Annotated in this window: 12 protein-coding genes and 1 tRNA gene; 5 read left to right on the top strand and 8 right to left on the bottom strand. The window is 51.2% G+C overall.

Annotated elements, in window-relative coordinates; translation table 11 throughout:
• Window positions 1-75: 75 nt before the first annotated feature.
• Window positions 76-477, top strand: coding sequence for a TrbC/VirB2 family protein (locus GAC_RS05145; protein WP_029209763.1), 402 nt, complete (start codon window positions 76-78; stop codon window positions 475-477).
• A gap of 571 nt (window positions 478-1,048) precedes the next feature.
• Here the strand turns inward: GAC_RS05145 and GAC_RS05140 are convergent.
• The 3 genes from GAC_RS05140 to GAC_RS05130 form a co-directional block, all read right to left on the bottom strand.
• On the bottom strand, window positions 1,049-2,218 hold the full coding sequence (locus tag GAC_RS05140) for a P44/Msp2 family outer membrane protein (protein WP_010269287.1): 1,170 nt from the start codon (window positions 2,216-2,218) through the stop codon (window positions 1,049-1,051).
• A 213-nt stretch (window positions 2,219-2,431) separates the two neighbouring features.
• Window positions 2,432-2,887, bottom strand: a complete 456-nt coding sequence (gene mlaD / locus GAC_RS05135) for an outer membrane lipid asymmetry maintenance protein MlaD (RefSeq protein WP_010262538.1) — start codon at window positions 2,885-2,887, stop codon at window positions 2,432-2,434.
• A 107-nt stretch (window positions 2,888-2,994) separates the two neighbouring features.
• Window positions 2,995-3,252, bottom strand: coding sequence for an NADH-ubiquinone oxidoreductase subunit NDUFA12 family protein (locus GAC_RS05130; protein WP_223822740.1), 258 nt, complete (start codon window positions 3,250-3,252; stop codon window positions 2,995-2,997).
• Between the two features lie 167 nt (window positions 3,253-3,419).
• Here GAC_RS05130 and nrdR point away from each other — a divergent pair, with 167 nt between their 5' ends.
• A complete protein-coding gene (nrdR, locus tag GAC_RS05125; protein WP_010266919.1) occupies window positions 3,420-3,875 on the top strand; it encodes a transcriptional regulator NrdR in 456 nt (151 codons plus the stop codon).
• Window positions 3,876-3,944: 69 nt separating this feature from the next.
• Window positions 3,945-4,017: transfer RNA gene (locus tag GAC_RS05120), tRNA-Ala, on the top strand.
• A 28-nt stretch (window positions 4,018-4,045) separates the two neighbouring features.
• Here the strand turns inward: GAC_RS05120 and GAC_RS05115 are convergent.
• A complete protein-coding gene (locus GAC_RS05115) occupies window positions 4,046-8,905 on the bottom strand; it encodes a hypothetical protein (protein ID WP_241760182.1) in 4,860 nt (1,619 codons plus the stop codon).
• Window positions 8,820-10,352 carry a hypothetical protein gene (locus GAC_RS06110; RefSeq protein ID WP_241760181.1) on the bottom strand — a complete coding sequence of 511 codons (1,533 nt, stop codon included), beginning with the start codon at window positions 10,350-10,352 and terminating at the stop codon, window positions 8,820-8,822. Before GAC_RS06110 ends, GAC_RS05115 begins: the two co-directional genes overlap by 86 nt.
• 291 nt (window positions 10,353-10,643) lie before the next feature.
• Between GAC_RS06110 and GAC_RS05105 the strand changes: the two genes are divergently transcribed.
• Together GAC_RS05105 and GAC_RS06105 are read left to right on the top strand one after the other, a co-directional pair.
• Entirely contained in the window at window positions 10,644-14,327 is a 3,684-nt protein-coding gene (locus tag GAC_RS05105) for a hypothetical protein (RefSeq protein ID WP_241760180.1), read from the top strand.
• On the top strand, window positions 14,311-14,634 hold the full coding sequence (locus GAC_RS06105) for a hypothetical protein (protein WP_241760179.1): 324 nt from the start codon (window positions 14,311-14,313) through the stop codon (window positions 14,632-14,634). Before GAC_RS05105 ends, GAC_RS06105 begins: the two co-directional genes overlap by 17 nt.
• A gap of 249 nt (window positions 14,635-14,883) precedes the next feature.
• Here GAC_RS06105 and GAC_RS05100 read toward each other — a convergent pair whose 3' ends face one another.
• The 3 genes from GAC_RS05100 to GAC_RS05090 form a co-directional block, all read right to left on the bottom strand.
• Complete coding sequence (locus GAC_RS05100) at window positions 14,884-15,063, bottom strand: Trm112 family protein (RefSeq protein WP_010262501.1); 180 nt, start codon at window positions 15,061-15,063, stop codon at window positions 14,884-14,886.
• On the bottom strand, window positions 15,064-16,104 hold the full coding sequence (locus GAC_RS05095; RefSeq protein WP_010262497.1) for a Fe(3+) ABC transporter substrate-binding protein: 1,041 nt from the start codon (window positions 16,102-16,104) through the stop codon (window positions 15,064-15,066).
• Between the two features lie 571 nt (window positions 16,105-16,675).
• Window positions 16,676-17,023: TrbC/VirB2 family protein (locus GAC_RS05090; protein WP_037349714.1), on the bottom strand; the 348-nt coding region annotated here is incomplete at its 5' end.

The following is a 17,023-nucleotide window of genomic DNA, read 5'->3' as shown; positions in this document are numbered from 1 at the left end:
CTCCTAACCGGCCACTGTACTGAGGGTAATACCAGTTAGTGCAAGGGTGGACGTAGAGGTTTTGGGAGAGTGGTGATGTTGCTAAAACTTAGATTCTTACTCATTGCTGGAGTATTAGCATTGGGTATCTTACATGGTGTACCTGCAGGGGCTGCTGCTCAGGCGAGCCCTAGTACTACTGGTACTGAAGCTGATGATACAGCGACTGTTGTTATATGCAATGTTATACGGTTTGTGCAGAAGCTGGGACTACCCATCATGACTGGGGTGATACTAGGTTCTAGCATTATGGCTATCTTTGGTAAGCTTGCATGGCCTGCTATTGTAATGCTGGTTGTATTTACAGCTATATTCTTTGGTGCTGGTAAGCTTATGGCTAAATTTGCTGCTGGGTTGAGTGGTGATGGCATAGGTGATGCCAGTAAGTTTGACTGTTCACAGCATACAGCGGTCAACACCAGCCAAAGTAACCGATAGAAGATTAGGTGCTGCTGGGCAGTGATGGTGCAGAGAGCTGTGTTGGCATTGGTTGGGAGATGAGGCAGCGGGAGTTCGGAGATAGGGACTAGGTGCATGGACGATGCAGGTGTGGGCAGAGAGCTGTGTTGGCCTTGGTAGTGAGTTGGGCTGAGGTGCCAAGGGCAGGAGGAGGTACCAGAAGTTGGGAGATGCTGGTTACCGTTGAAGTGAACCGGTGCAGAGAGCTGTGGCCTTGGGGCCCAGTAGAGTTGGGCTGAGGGGCCAGGGGTAGTGAAGGACACGATTTGACTGTTCCAGTTATAAGGAAGTCAAGACCGGCACCAAACCAAGCTAAAGGTTAGGAAATGAAGTGCCGCGTGATGGTGCAGAGAGCTGTGGTGGTAGTACAGGGGTGCTGGTGATAGTTTCTGGTGCTGCAGGGGATCAGAGGACTCCTACTCATGCTGCGGATTATCTCCTTTTGTGTTCCCACAGGTTCACATAATTAACCGTACATGGGTAAATGTGCTGGTAGTGCCGGGAACCGCAAGTGGGTAGATGGTGGAGGGGCACCATTGGGGTGGGTGTCCTAGAATCCGAACCTGATTCCTAGTTCTACCCCTATATTGCGTAGCCCGAAGGATGCTGAGACCTTCTCCTTTGTTTTTCCTAATGGGCTGGCGTCATCGACTGCACGGTGGGCAGGGGTGTTGTCGTAGTTTGTGCCTAGTGTTTTGCTGGCAGTGCCGCCAATGAATGCTGCCAGGCTGGGTGTGATGCTGTAACTCACACCAGCCTTGACCTGGCAGGTAAGCTGTGGCTGAAATCGTTGGGCGGTCAGTCCTACAAAGCTTGCACCCAACCCTGCGCAGGCGTAGGGAGACATTCTCCAGTCAACTAGTAACCCCACCTGTGGGAAATCATAGCATGCACTCAGGATCGCTGAAACTACCCTGACCCCACTTATTTCCACAATCTCCATGCCCTCTGTGCTTGTGGCAATTGCCCGACCAATGACGCCTTTTGCGAGCCGTGAGAGGCCAACAATATCCGTGATAGCTTGATTCCGCTTGCTCTCTTGCGTGTTCTGTGCAGAGGTATCAGCGCTACCAGCACCGGTTGCAGCAGCACGTTCAGTTTTGGCCTCCTCCCCAGGTATGATGGCATCAAACTTACTTATAACCTTGTCAGCAAGCGCTTTGCTTTCCCACGCTTCGTCATGGTCTCTAATATCTTCCAAACGCTTCTTGATGGATCTCAAAGCCGGCTTGGACAACTCCTTCTGCAGCGCGGCCCGAAAACCTTCGACGTCACGCGTCGCACTGGCAGATATTCTTTTCACCAGGGCAAAAGTCGCACTCCCGCCGCTCAGTAAGGCATAATTTTGCGATTTGAAATCATAGTGCTCATGTCCGAATTCTAACTCAAGCCTGGTGCCGCGTACCACGCAACCCACGCTTCCCCTGAGGCCCAACAGACTGCTGTTCTCAAACCCCATGGCCGGACTCTCCGTAGATTCCCCCGCCCAATCGTAGTTGGCGGAAGAAAGCTCAGCAGAGCCCAACTTCCCAATGTAGGGCAGTATCGCGACGGTTTCTTTTGCAGCATTAAGCCTAAACCCGCTTATCTTCCCTATGGTGGGCCCGTACCCAAAACTCACGTAAAAATCTTCACGACCGTTCATCCCATGGGAACTCGCTGGGACCAGATAACCAATCGTACTCAGCAATGCAGCAGCTATACATACTACGGGCTTCATGACGCACCCAATGACACCGACAACCAACAGGAGGCTAAACGCCCCTCACTGCACGACAGTGCTATACAACTGTTAAAAAGGTCTTAAAATGAGTTGCATTTTTGAAGGGCTTGCAACTATGCCTAGCTAGAGAATAAGGATTCCGGGCTGGCGGGCCAAACGGCGCACACTCAGGTTGCCCTTCGTGTGCATGCATCATCAGCGTGGCACTACCTACTTTTTCAGCACCGAATTCACCACCCCTTCTAATATCATGCGCAGAGATACAGCAGTGCTCGTGTGCCGCAGAAGACCACCTTCAGCTATGGCTGCCTCGTCAGCCCCTGGCATGATGTCCACGTACTTTTTGCCAAGCAAATCTGCGTAGGTAACCGTAGCTGAGCTATCAACCGGAAGACTAACCCCCTTCTGTACGCACATCTTGACGACAGGCATGTTGTTCTGGTCCAAATGCAGCGCAGTAACTGACCCGACATTCACCCCGGATACTCTCACCTCACTACCCACTCTGAGCCCGTCAACGTCTGTGAAGTACGCGTGAATTGTATGACAGCCTTTGTAGAACTGCATCTCGTGCGACAATCTGTTGGTAACATGCGCTCCCAGCGCAACTACTGCAGCAGAAACGAGAATACCTACCACAACTTCTGTGATGCTATAATGTGACATACCAACCACTCACTTACGGACCCTATCACGGAAGGACACCGAGCACATCCAGCTACGCGTCAACACGGGCCAGCAACCGCTCGGCTGGGCGCCAGATGCGTTCTAGGCTATGAGCGCGCACCCCGGGACCCCTTACTATGTGGCCCATGGTGTGGATGGTAGGCATCTGGAGTGCCAGTCAAGTTCGGGATGTGCTGCCTATTTCCCTTCGCAGGCGGGAGATCTTCACTTGTATAGTGCAGCCACAAATGGAACCGCGCCGCCACAGTGGAAGGGTCTGCCTTCCCTCCATAGACAACCCACCTGCGTTCCCTGCCCCTGACCATGGCCGAATAATAACGGTTTCCAAAACTATCAACATGCACACACCGCTTGGTCAAAAAGCCGAATCCCAGAGGGAACAACACGCCACCAGCCACAAAATTCTACTCCTTCCGCATTGCCTAATTATAAGGTCTGTGGTATGAAAAACAATCGCTAACTTGGGTTTTCGACGGTTGGCAAGGGTTCCTTAGGAAAAAGTTGAATTTTTATGAGATGTCCGTTTTGTAATAGCGTTGACACCAGCGTGAAAAACTCCAGACCTTCAGACTGCAAAATGTCTGTGAGGAGGCGTCGGTCTTGCGACAGTTGTAATTCCAGATTTACCACTGTGGAAGAGCTTCTGCTCAAACCAGTGAAGGTGCTAAAGAAGGATGGCAGTGTGGAGGCTTTTGACAGGCAGAAGTTGCTAACGTCAATTATTTTGGCCACGAAGAAGCGTCCAGTGACTCGCGACCAGATCGATATGGTAGTCAGCAACATGTTCTACAAGTTGGAGGCAATCAAGGGGAGCGTCGTCCCCAGCGGGGTCATAGGAGGCATGGTAATGGAGAGCCTGTTTGCGCTGGACAAAGTTTCATATATCAGGTTCGCTTCTGTGTATATGAACTTTAGCGATGTAAACGACTTTAGCGGCATAGTAGAGCGCGTGCAGGAGGTTGTCTAGTCGAGGTGCACTCTCCGGAGAATTCTCTTGAATTGGAGGTGCTCTTATGTTAGCCTGGACGCTGATTTCGGGGGCATAGCTCAGTTGGTAGAGCATCTGTTTTGCACACAGAAGGTCAGCGGTTCGACCCCGCTTGCCTCCACGCGGGGCCGCTGTGACCTTGCTGCTAGTTACGTAAGCTCAAACATCTTGTGCAGGGCTTCTATACCGCCGAAGTTGTACCCACCTACGGTGACCTGTCCGTTCGGGTCCACACCCCCGCTTATAACCGGGAAAACGTGGCTCTGGTGTCTACACCCCTCTGTGGTAATGGAGTTATACAGCTCAATTGCTTCTTCGTATGTGTACTCCCCGGAGCGATATTTTGCGTTCACATTTGCGTGAAACCGAACCATATTTTCATACTCAACATTGATCCACAGTGTGTAGTCGCCTCTATGATCCCGGGCAGTAGATTCTTCTACAAAGACTAAGCGCTGGGTGTCGGGCCCCCACTGCTTAGCATCAAATGCGGACATTCCGCGTGCTCCTGTGTCGGCATAGCCGCTCTCAGCGCCGCCCTCTTCATCAGCATCATCGGTGGGTGTATGTGCATCGGGTCCGTGTACATCCGCCCGCGGTCCTGGCCCCAGTAACAGTGCGTCACGTTCTTGAATGGCCTGTAGCAGTGAGGGCTGGCCCATATGCCAATTTTCGGGGGAAAAATCCTGTGCGATATCACTGGTCTCGCGTTCGTCTGCATTCCTTACAACACGATATGTGGTACTATCTTCATCATCGTTACTACGCACCTCAAGGGAGAATACCTCGGGCACCACTGCAGCTAGCATTTGTGTGCGCCATAGACTCAGCGCTGCATCTGTGTGCACATCACGAATGGCGCCCCCATCGCGTATTTGCACGCTGTATGTTGTCTTGTCAAAATATAATTCCTCACCTTCCGGCTGCTCGAGCGCCTCTGGTGTGTCACCAAGGACGAGCACATGTAGCCTCAGCGAGTCCGGGTCTTCTTTATTGTCTACAATGGTAAGTTTTAGCGTAGCCTGATCAAGGTTCCCCAGCCATGTTTTCCGCAACCACTGCATAACGCGTGGATCGTACGTGAATTCCAGATCCGTAGCGTCCTCGTCCAGGGTCCAAGCGACCTCACCTGCCCGCACTACCAGATACAGCGGATGTGCATCCGATGCGCGCTGCAGCAAGGTGTTATGCACTGCACCTGTTTCATCATCCTGCAAATCCCAAACAAGTGCATTTGCCCGCGCGCTATCCACAACTGAGCGGTGAAGGAGTGTAACTTGGTTGCTGCCAACAATGAACACCATAAACCCGGTGCTCAGATGTGCAACAGGCGTGTTGTGGTAATCCTCGCTCAGGTAGTTCTCAGGTGTGGGCACCAGGACTACTGGTGCATGCCCGGAAGGCCCGGCATGGCCCATGTGCAGCGTGAAAGCAGGTTTTCCCTCGGTGCTTTCATATATTTCGTCCAATTCCCAATCTATGTTACTGTCTGGTATCACAACGGGTGCGTCAACGTTGCTGTACTCCCTGTCGAGGTCTTGGCCCTCAGCATCGCATAGCCGCAGGGCGTATTCGTCATCTTGCAACTGAACAACTTTTACGTACCTTGCATCAAGCACTTTGAAGAGAGACGGGCCCATGTAGGCTATTAGCTCTCCTTGTCTTGTGAAAGAATACGACACCTTTGGTGCAACGCGTGGGTCTTCATCATACCGTGCGGCGACTCCGAATAGGAAGGGAGCTTGCTGCGCATCGCGATCAAGATATAGCCGAAGAGTCTCAACTACGCGCCCGTTGGGTTCGTCTACGTCGTGTGGGTGCATATCTTTGGTATCAGGTACCTTCTGGGTTGGCGAAAGGTCGTCTGTCCCGTGCTCCCCACCAACGCCGGCGTGGCGCACATTTCTGACTTTTGCAACAAACTCGTTGACGCTCCTACCCACAATTTCATTCATGTTGTGCGCAATCAGCGAAGATAAAAACTCACCTTGCGCATTTGCACCATCGCTTGCAAGCAGCGTCCCGGTTGGTGCTACTATGCGCTCGCGCCCACTGGGACCGACTACAAGTGAAACTTGCCGCGACAAAAATTCACTTAGGACATCGTGCTGCAAGTCCGGTACACCTTGTGTGGATTTTTTGCCGTGGCTGTCTGTATGTGCAATCTTGATTGGGGCGTTCAGAGGAAAGCCTATTCTACTGCCGTCTTCACGCGTGATAGGAATTTCTACTGTCTGTGACCCTATCCTAATGCCCATGCCTTGCAATCCTGCATCGTATTTATCCAGGGCAACAATCCTCACGGAGTAGCTATGGTCATCATGATAATTCGGGTCTGAAATGCGTCGCATGAATTGCTCCACTACCCAAGGGTCTTCAACCACCCGAGCTGCAGGCGTCGCGGTAAATTTTAGCGACGTACCGTCAACGCTTGCATACAGCGGCTTGCGCTCCAAAGACTGAGTCCTAGCCCATGCCATTTCACTAGAATATTGCTGGTCAGCGGGTGTGAGTGTAAGCTCAATATCCTGAATAGCGGGCCCTGCACTGCTCGCCGAGTGTTTATTGCTCAACGATAGAGTGCAGGCATACGACACTGGGTCAAATTCAAACAGTGCGTATTCCCCGCTCAAAAACATGGGGCGGTCTGAGAGGGTATCATACCCATTGTGTTTCACCAGAACACGTCCGGATTCTGACGCTTCAAGCTTGAAGTATGGTAAGTAGCCCTGGGTGTTGTACACATCTTCCAAGTCTACCGCAACTTCAGTGCCATTGGCGCCAGCCACAACTACTTGCCCAGTGTTACACAGCGCGTGATCATCTTGCAAGAAGGTTGTGTAGTCTCCGAAAACATATGAGCGACCTACTGTAGGAGCGCCCTCTGTCGCGCTTGCGGCACTCTGTTTGGTAAAATCATGCGGTGTTAGTGGTCGCCCTGTTGCATCACAGAGAGCTAATTTATATTTCTCTTCCCCGTTTTCGAACACCTTAACTACTTTCAAAAATCTGTGTTCCGGTATCAAGGCGAGAGCGTATCCGCCTAGCTTGTTTATGTGAATTATCTCTCCATTTTTAGATATGTATCCTGATGTGGGTAGGGCCGGGTTTTCGGCTCCAGATGCGTCTTTTTGCACACGCAGCACAACCTGAAATGTTTCATAGCGCCGCCCTTTACCGTCCTCAATTCTTGCCCCCAACCCAAAAGGCAGTGAGAGCATCTCCGCATGTTCAGCATCATCTGTTGAAGTATCCCCAGTTTTATTGGTGGATACTTCACTTGGAGGGGTATGCTGCGTGCCAGTACTAGAGCGTTCCCCTCCATCCCTATTGGCGTCACCACCAGCTGTGTGTGGCGGCTGGAGATCATCTACTGGCGCTGGCTCAGGCGTCCTACTAATGGGTTCATCCTCATGGTGTGTTGCAGTGTCTACACCCTGCGGAAGTACCTTGAATAACGCATCGGCGGCATTGCGCACCACAACCTTATTTCCGTGCACAATCATGTGGGTTTGAAAGTGCGGGTTGTGGCTGGTCTTTTCTTCTGCAAACGAGATGGGCTCATGCAGTGCTTTGCGTATAACCTCCTGCCCAAGCATGCTATCTGCGCACAGTAGCGAGGGAGATCCCGCCTTTGGAATGTAGGCGAGCTCCAGCATATTTCTCGAAAAAAGCACATTACCATCATTTATCTCTAAGTAGTATACTTTTTCTCCCACAAGGGCGTACACTGGGTACAGCCCACCCAGGTCATTACGCGAATCTGTAATTGCCTGGCCCACTTGAAATTTCAGTGCTAGGGGCTGAGAAATCTCTGCCGGCTTCCCATTCAGTACCAAGGCAGCTTGAGTTAAAAAGTTCAAGTATTCTCCTGGAGAATCCACGAGTCGCGCATTGCCCGCACTCGGGTCCCGACCAGACACGTAGAAAAAGCCTTCTTGCCCTAGTACCAGCAACATATTTTGAGAAGCCAGAGCAGCGGCATCCGGGATAACCCCGGGGTTTGCTGGGGGTACTTCTACTGTGTTGTCATCGTAGTGAAACAGGTGGGTATAGTATGGATGGGCAGAGAAATCGAAATAGGCCAGACTCGAGGCGAGTTTACCTACAATTGCGTGCGCGTCCTCTGTAAATTTATGGCCAAGAACGGAGCTAACACCCGGGTGCCTGACTAATGCAATTGCCGGGCTGTGGCCTTGTGCGTCATACAGGTCTTTGAGCGATATTCCCTGTACATCACTGGTGACGAACTGTGGGTTTGCAATAATATCCGGCACCACGCCCCGATTTAGCAATGCTCGTAGGTCATCTGGCAGAGAGTTGCTACCCTGATAATAACGCGCTAAGTCCTGCGCGTCTGGTGTTTTGCCCGATTCGTTACAAAATGACAGCCTATATTGCGGCTGCCCGTTAATCTCGTGCAATGCGACTTTTAGGTAACGATATTCCTCCGGAATAACTACTTTATGCCCCCAAATGTCACGAGCTATCAATTGTTCGTCTTGTCCAAAGCGGTAGCTGCGCGTTGGCAGTGCGTGCTCATCACCGTTATGAAGCTCGAGCACTACCGAGTGTTTTCGCATTCCTGTCTGCGCGTCGAACAGTATCTCTCTAGGAGCAATCGTACCTATTACACTCCATTTCTGTTCATTCTGCTGGTACGCTCTCGGGTCGTCACCAACGAATGCGGCATCTGGGTCGGAGCCCACCACACCTCCCGTGCTGACTTTGTGCTCTTCCACACCAGGCTGCGGAGTCTGTGGGCTATCTGTGGATGTGCTGCCTGTTCCATTCTTGGAATCTCCTGCATTTCCAGGCGCATTTTCCGTCGCAACTCTGGGGGGTGCTGCCTCATCAGGCTGTGGAGTTTGTGGGCTATCTGTGGGTGTGCTACCCGTTCCATTCTTAGAATCTCCTGCATTTTCAGGTGCATTTTCCGCTGCAACTCTGGGGGTTCCTATCAGGCTGTGGAGTCTGTGGGCTATCTGTGGATGTGCTGCCTGTTCCATTCTTAGAATCTCCTGCATTTTCAGGTGCATTTTCCGTCGCAACTCTGGGGGGTGCTGCCTCATCAGGCTGTGGAGTTTGTGGGGTATCTGTGGGTGTGCTACCCGTCTCAGTTCTGGAATCCCCTGCACCGGCGGGGTATTCCGCACTGCGCGTCAATGCTTGCAGAGGATAGGCTCTGCCCGCAATAGGCTGCCCATTGACATTTATGTAAGGGAGTTCTCCGCTATCTGTTGCAGGGATGCGAAGCGCGAAGTTGTTTTTTATCAGCGCCTCAAATGCAAGTTTGGTGAGATCCTCCCTAAACTCTGGTACACCACTGCCATCAGTCTTTCCCGCGGCAATATGCTCGAGCGTGAAGTCGCGAAACAGCAGCAAGTCCCCGCCGTGTGTACGCGCAGGCAGCGGTATTTCAGCTCCCTGAACCGACACTGCAACATTGCTCAGTATACCTGGCAGATTCTCAAACTCATGCTGCACCTCCTCTGGAGACAACAGCGTATCGCCTACAGTTATCCGCAGTGCGTACCTTCCCCCAAGAATATCAAATGCGTTTTCATCTGCGTCTCCATCATCTGGCAGAAGATTCGCTTGCTGTAAAAGTCTCCTAGCCTGCTGGTCATTCCGGACCATTATAGCGCCTTCCGCGTTCCTTGATATGCTGAACGCCCTGCCTTCCACCACAAGATATAATGGGTGTTCAAGCAATGCTGACTTCACCGCGCTTATGGTTTCCTGCTGATACTTTGCGGGCTCTATCCGTACATATGCAGGGTATTGCAGTGCCGGCGAAAAGTACGAGAAGGTTACGGAGCCGCTGCCATGGTCCAGCATTAGCGACGCGTACTCGCTGTTCAGCGCGCCCACTGTAGTTTCTGGAGTCATCGCAGGCAATGGTTCAAACGGTTTCAGGGGAAACATGTGCGCTGCAGATACGTCTTCACCAAGACGGCCAAGCGCGAATGAGGGTTGGTTCCCGTCTGGTTGCGCCAAGTCCTTTAAATCTTGCGAAGCGACGTATTCTACGTTATCGAGCGCGCTGTTATCAGCGGCAAGTCTTGCCATACTGGTGACTGTAGGAGTATTTGCACGTTCTAGGGCACTTAAAATACTTGACGTGTCACGCACGTCCTTACCTTCTAGGGGATTGAAATCCCTGACAGTGAGCAATTTTCCGTTCCGATCACAAAAACGCAGCACATGCCTTCCCTCGTCTTGGACTACCTTCAAAAATTGGTATCTGGGCGGGATCGACAGCGCGTAGCCGTGATTTTCATATATTATGTTGTACGTACCCAGGTAATAGTACCGTGATGTAGGGAACAAGACCGGGTGTTCGCCGTCTATTGCAGCCACAGAGTACAACTCTGACCCATTTTTGGAGGATATGAGCCCTCCAGGTATTATGCGAATGTCTTGATCTGCGTCTCGTTGCCCGATAATTGTCATGCTATCCTCAATAAGGGTAAGAACCAAAAGCCGGGAATTGATAGGGAATTCACATTAAAAATGAGTGAAGCGCGATTGTGACCCATCTGCCAGGAGCCTCTAAGCGAAAAAGAGGGAGAACTTTTAAATCTGCCACTACCACGCCAAAACACCACATATAGTAGCCTAGCCATGCTGGCGCGGGGAAAGCCGCTACAGTACGCACATTGCATAGGTTAAGAAATTATTTTCTATTGACTCTTCTAAAAAATTGTGCTCTACTTCCCCTCTTTTTTATTCTTAGGGGTTTTTATGAGAACGTCAGAGCGATGCCCTTTGAGGGGCTCCCCCCAGCCTCCGCAGACCGTTAGAACGTGTAACCCGGCCTGCCCCGTCGCTGCTGCGGGCGGTAAAGCGGTTTCGTCGTTTGCTGAAGTAGAGAGGGGTTTTCACAATAAGTTCAATGTACAGTCTGAACTTCTGGAGCAGTTGCAGCTCAAGCTTGCCGTACACAGTACGGACCCGCTTGCAGATGCAACGAAGCAATATGTAGAGCGCACACTCAAGACTACGCTTGAGGTGTTCCATGCAAACTTCGCGTTGGAACCGCATAATACTCCGCAAGAGCTTAATATATATGTATTTGAGCATAAGCGGGAATTTGATGCTGCACTAAGGAGCTTAGGCATCCATAGCAACATAGGTGGCATAGCATGGCCCTCTGACAATAGGATTTACGTATACAAGGAAGGGAAAAATAGGGTTGCGAACTTACCTCACGAACTAAGCCACCTTCTGTTTGACTACGCTATTTCCAGTCGCTACGGATCCCACATCGGGGTGGACATCCTAAACGAGGGTGTGGGTGAGTATATACAGCACAGTGTAGAACACGGCCACGGGGTAGACTTAGACATTATGAGAAGGGCAGATCGTGTATTGCAGATGTTTAAGGATGATCCTCAACTGAGCAGTACAAAAAATCTGGACGGCATCATGGCCATCATCGATGAGCACACAACGCAAGCCGAGCCAGAAAAGCAAGACTATAGGTACACAACTTTAAAGTACGATTTAGGCGCAACACTCATTCACTATCTGCAAACGCATAACCCTCATGCGTTGCGGGAAAGCTTCAGGAATTCTGCAACCGCACCTTACAATCCGCATGGTGAGTACACTGATCAACTGGCATCCGCAATGGTAACTATAGATCCGTTCAACCTCTTGATGCACTTACCAACCGGGTTTGAAAAGTGGCTGAACGAGAATGCCACAGAGCAATTTGCAAACCGACACAATGCATTGTTTGTGCGCAGACATTCGCTAATTGGGTTTGAAGACAAGATAATTGACGGCGAAGTCAAGCAGGTCAAGGTTTTTGATGCGCACCTTGAAAACAGCCGAGGAGGGATTGTAACAACCCTTTCCCCGGTTGGGCACATTGGAGTACACGATACGATATGCGCAATCAACCCATATTCTGGGGACGCACTTAACATACAGTATGACTACCACTTTTTGAAGCCTGTGATCGTGGAGGGGGTGCGTAAATATACATATTGTAATGCGCAAGGTGAAGATTATCTGCTGGGTAAGTATTACAAAAATGTCAGCAATATCTCTAGAATTATGACCAAGTATGACCGTGAGACTGCTGAGATACGCGAGGCCGTTGTTAGGGCGGAGAAGGCATATGGCCAATACGTGCAGGCGCAGGATGCGCATTCAGAACACGCTCTGCGTGAGGCCATAGAGCATGCATCCGTCATGCTAGACAGGGGGCTAAACAGCATTCCTGACAGCATACCCCACATGGACTTTGTGACAATTGCTGGTACAGAGTACGAAAACCGGGGTATCAAGTTGGATGTGCGAACAAAAATGCTGGGGGCGGCATATTCAGAATATGTTACCAAGCGTGCGTACGCACTCGCGGCGGGCTACGTAAATTCGGCAGAGTCGTTGATGATTAGCAAAGCTCTACGGCACCTTGTGTACATTGATCCTATAAGGATGAGGAGCGCTGACCCGTCCACGCTTAAGGAACTATGGCAATATCCAAGCGGTACTGTTTTATCTCTGGAAGCAACCGGTAAAGGAGATGTGAGCGGTGTATCTGTGTTCCTGCCAGGGGGCAAAAAGGTAGCTGAGCTGCCGAGTGATAGCGAGGCTTTTGTTGTGTACGAAGACATGCACTCAGGATTCAGAAACTTTATTACAGGTGACGGGCTCAAATCTGTATACACCACGTACTCTGAAGCTCCAGTTGCGGTGGTAACGTTGGATGAGCATGGCAACAAGGTTTCCCAATTTGTGCGCGGTACAGTAGCGTCTGATGGGGAGTCGAGTGTTGTGGTTAGCTTGAATAAATTCTTGGATCCTAAAATCCTAGCACTCAGCGGGGATGATAAGCTTACGGTGTCTCAAGGGGTTAAGATAGAACCTGCTGTTGACGCTTCAGAAGCTAGTTCCGGCACAGTGGCGAGGAAAGGCACTGCTGTTGATGATAGAGGTACAGACAGAACAAGCGATGATACGTACGATGCTACTGTGTACTCAAACAACGAGATGATCGTACAGCGACTATCCCGTCTCCAGTTTTACATGCGTGAAGAGCGTAGGGGTGAGAACGGTGATATCATCGAAAACCCTGCATTTTTCATCAGGGATGTGGCTGCAAGTAGGGTGCTGCAGTTTCCTGACAGTATAACACACCTCAAACTTGTAAGGACAGAAAATGGCACCACTAGGCTTGTTCCCTGCACGAAAGATGGGGACACAAACCCGCCCGGCATGCCGTACAACACAAAGGGTTATACGTACATTGACCCAATTTTCGCGTATCAAAGAATCGAAGCGGACTGGATTGCTAAGCACGCAAAGTTGGATCTCATAGATTTCACAAGATACGCCGATGGCACATTGTTCAAGTTGCGGTGGAATGTGGATGATCCGCAGCTACCCAGGAATGCACAAGGCGAAATAATCCGGGTACATGACCAGTCGTACTTTGCCAGAGCTGAGCTCGTTTACGAGCCAGAAAACGTAAAGATTGGTGAGCTTTCCAGTGCTCCCAGCTTCTTCCAAGGAGATATCTTCCTTGCATTTGACCCTAACTACAGCCACAGTGACTTCGTTTCCTCTTTGCATGAACAGGAAGTCGAACTACAAAATGGTGGCAATGGCACGCAACGCGTATCATTGACTGGCAAGGGAGACCTGGGCACCGACAGCGGGTTTAGCGACTACTACTCTTTCATGCAACGCCAACAGGGTGACAGCCCGGAATTGGTGCAAGAAATACACAGACGTGCTGGAATAGTGGAAGATGCCTCAGCAGATCAAGCTGCAATAAATGCTGCGCAAATGTCAAAAGTCGATGCAAGCCAGCACGATTTGCAACAACTGCGTGGTGCGATGTTGTACTTGCTGGCCAGTGATAGGGTTGTGAACGGCCAAAAGGTGCACGAGCATGATTTTTTCATTGCTAACATAAATGAGGGGAGTTACTTCCAGTTGCCACGGGCAATTACACACCTGAAAGTGGTGACCCACAATGGACAAAAGCACCTAGTTCCTTCTACTGCAGATGGGTTGGAAAACCCCAAGGGCATGCCTCAAGATTTGGGTGAGCATAGATACATCAGCTCTGTTCTTGTGCATGAAAACGCGGTAACCGACCACACGCCGAGAATTCCCGTGACCAATGTGCTTCTGACTGACTTGAATAAGTACGAAGATGGCACTCTGCTGGAGATTCGTGACAGCGGAAACATATCTTACGCCGGCATAGGTGCAACTGGGGATGGCTACTCCGAAACTGTACACTTGTTTGATAAGCACGGAAGCGAGGTAGGGGTGCTATCCAAACATCCACACCTGCTGGTCGGCAAGGTCGCGTTGGGCATCGAGGGGGGAACCTACCGGGGCAGTCGACCACGGCGTGCATGGCACTGCAGGCACTGCAGAGTCTGGTGTGGTAAATACACGTAGCGCTCATGATGACGCATTAGACGACTTCCTGAGGGCTAGGCATGACAGCATACGCGCGGATAGTAGCAATGTTGTGAAAGTACAGCGCACCACACGCAGTCAGGATGATGTCGAGATGGAGAGTAGCATGTTATCAAGCTCCACATTCCCCCACACAGATCCACACATAGCCAATGTGGGAGTGCGCGGTGGTACGCCCCATCGGGATCACACCGACGATGCACTTATTGACAGTGTGGCGTGGAACACACACTGCAACGGGGGCACTCAGTGTCACACACACGAGCATAACCTACTGCCGCTATAGTAGGCACACATACTTCCCCGGGGGCGCAAGCGCGCCTCTTCGGGGGCATAGCTTCAGGCTACCGTCACGTGCCACAGCGCGTGACGCGCCTGCTGCTTCACCGAACCTTATGGCATATCTCGGAGCTTCGCCGAGAACACAATGACCACATACAGAACACAACTGGAAAAGGCTAAGGTACCGAGGGCTGCGTAACCCTGCCGCCATAACAAGCGAACGATGCAACGTTCATAGACTCACAGTAGAGCCCTACTTGGTGTCAGGCTCCAGCTTGCGCGCCTCGTCCGCAAGCATGACGGGGATTCCATCGTGCACGGGGAACGCGAGACCCGCATTTTCGCTTACCAACTCGCAACTGTCGGCATCGTAATACAACTCACCGCCAGTCAACGGGCACACCAAAACCTCTAGCAATCTTTTATCCAACAACTACTTCCACCCCTCTTCGTCTGCAATCAACACAGCCTCCGCAAGATGCTCCTCAAGGTCTTGCAACGGCAGCTCACTTTCCCGAAACTCGCCCCAAGACCGCAGGACGCTGGAGCACTCAACTCCCTGCACTATAGGATACTCCTGATTGACATCTGCATATATCTTCTGCGCCTCCGCGCTTGACAGAAACTCCAGCAGTCTAACTGCGTTTGCGAAGTTCCTTGCATGTTTTGCTATGGCTCCCCCACTAATGTTTACCATAGCGCCTTCCCCCTCCCTTTGATTGGGGAAAAACACAGCCAGCTTTGACGCGGCATCTTGGTCAGCCTTATTGCTGGAAGCGCTGACTCTACCCCAATAGTAGCTATTTACTATCGCGATCCCGCCCTCGCCGGCGGCCGCTGCGTAAATCTGGTCAGTATCTCCTCCGCTGGGCTTGCGCGCGAAGTTGGCGACCAACCCCCGGACCCACTCCCGCGTTGCCTCAGACCCATTGCTTGCTATCATGAACGCTATCAGCGACTGGTTATATGGGCTGCTTGACGATCTGACCAAGATCTTGCCCCTCCACTTCGGGTTTGCAAGATCCTCATAGGTGCTCAGATCCCCCACATCAACCAACGCCTTGTTATAGACCATCACCCGGGCGCGCTTTGTGAGCCCAAACCAATATCCCTCGGCATCCCTGTACCTTGCCGGGATGACCTGCTCAAGGACGTTAGAACGAACTGCCTGCAATAGCCCCCGCTTCTTCGCCAGTATGAGGTTTACCGCGTCAGCCGTGAGAAAGACATCGGCCTTGCTGTACATGCCTTCGCTCTCCATACGAGCAATCAGCTGCGCCGCTTCGTCGTTTATATACTGAACCTTGATCCCGGTCTCCGCGGTGAACTTTCTGAACAGGTCGCGCAACAGCTCTTCCTTGCGGGAAGAGTATACGTTCACCACCTCACCCTGACCGGACTGGTACCTGTCATACAGGAAGCCTATACCCAGACCTACTGCCAGGGCACACAGCAGCACTCCTACCACCCTCATACTGCAACCATCACCCAGGCATCGGGTCATATGATATGGGAACCAAAAAGTAAATCAAGGCAAATCTTTACAATAATCGCGAACAATAAAGGTGCGGCTGTGCAACTACGCGTATTAAGAATGGCTGAGTGCAGGGCGGCTTTCTGAGTTGGGATTAGACAGGAAACGAATCCGGCAGTGCAATCATCCCGGCTGCCGCCTTTTTAGCACACCCCCTCGCCACACCGGTCTACCACGCCTCTGCCCCACACAACGCGGCCTCATCTGTAAATTTAACTTGGCACCAACTTCCTGCCCAGCGGACACGCCCGCACATTACCCAAATTTACAATACAGATAAGCCAATGTCCTCTCATCACCGTTCTCCCTCGAAACATCACTCACACTTCCAACTCTACTGGGCACCAACACACTTGAAGTTCTTGGTACCACCGACATAACAAAGCCACTATCTATAAACCCCTGGCATCCCAGTCTAACTTGGCACGACCACCACAGCTCTCTGCACCGGTTCACTTCAACGGTAACCAGCATCTCCTAACCAAGGCCAACACAGCTCTCTGCACCATCACTACCCAGCAGCACCACTGCTACCTTTATGACTGGCACAGTCAAACTTACTGGCATCACCTATGCCTTCACCACTAAGTCCGGCAGCAAATTTAGCCATAAGCTTACCAGCACCAAAGAATATAGCTGTAAATACAACCAGCATTACAATAGCAGGCCATGCAAGCTTACCAAAGATGGCCATAATGCTAGAACCTAGTATCACCCCAGTCATGATGGGTAGTCCCAGCTTCTGCACAAACCGTATAACGTTACATATAACAACAGTCGCTGTATCGTCATCCTTAGCAGTCTGAGTATCAGCCCCTGCAGCAGGTACACCATGTAAGATACCCAATGCTAATACTCC

Source organism: Anaplasma marginale str. Florida, from assembly GCF_000215485.1.
Taxonomy (GTDB): Bacteria; Pseudomonadota; Alphaproteobacteria; order Rickettsiales; family Anaplasmataceae; genus Anaplasma; species Anaplasma marginale.
Note: the sequence above shows the minus strand (reverse complement) of the source record. Positions and strands in the feature narration are given on the sequence as shown.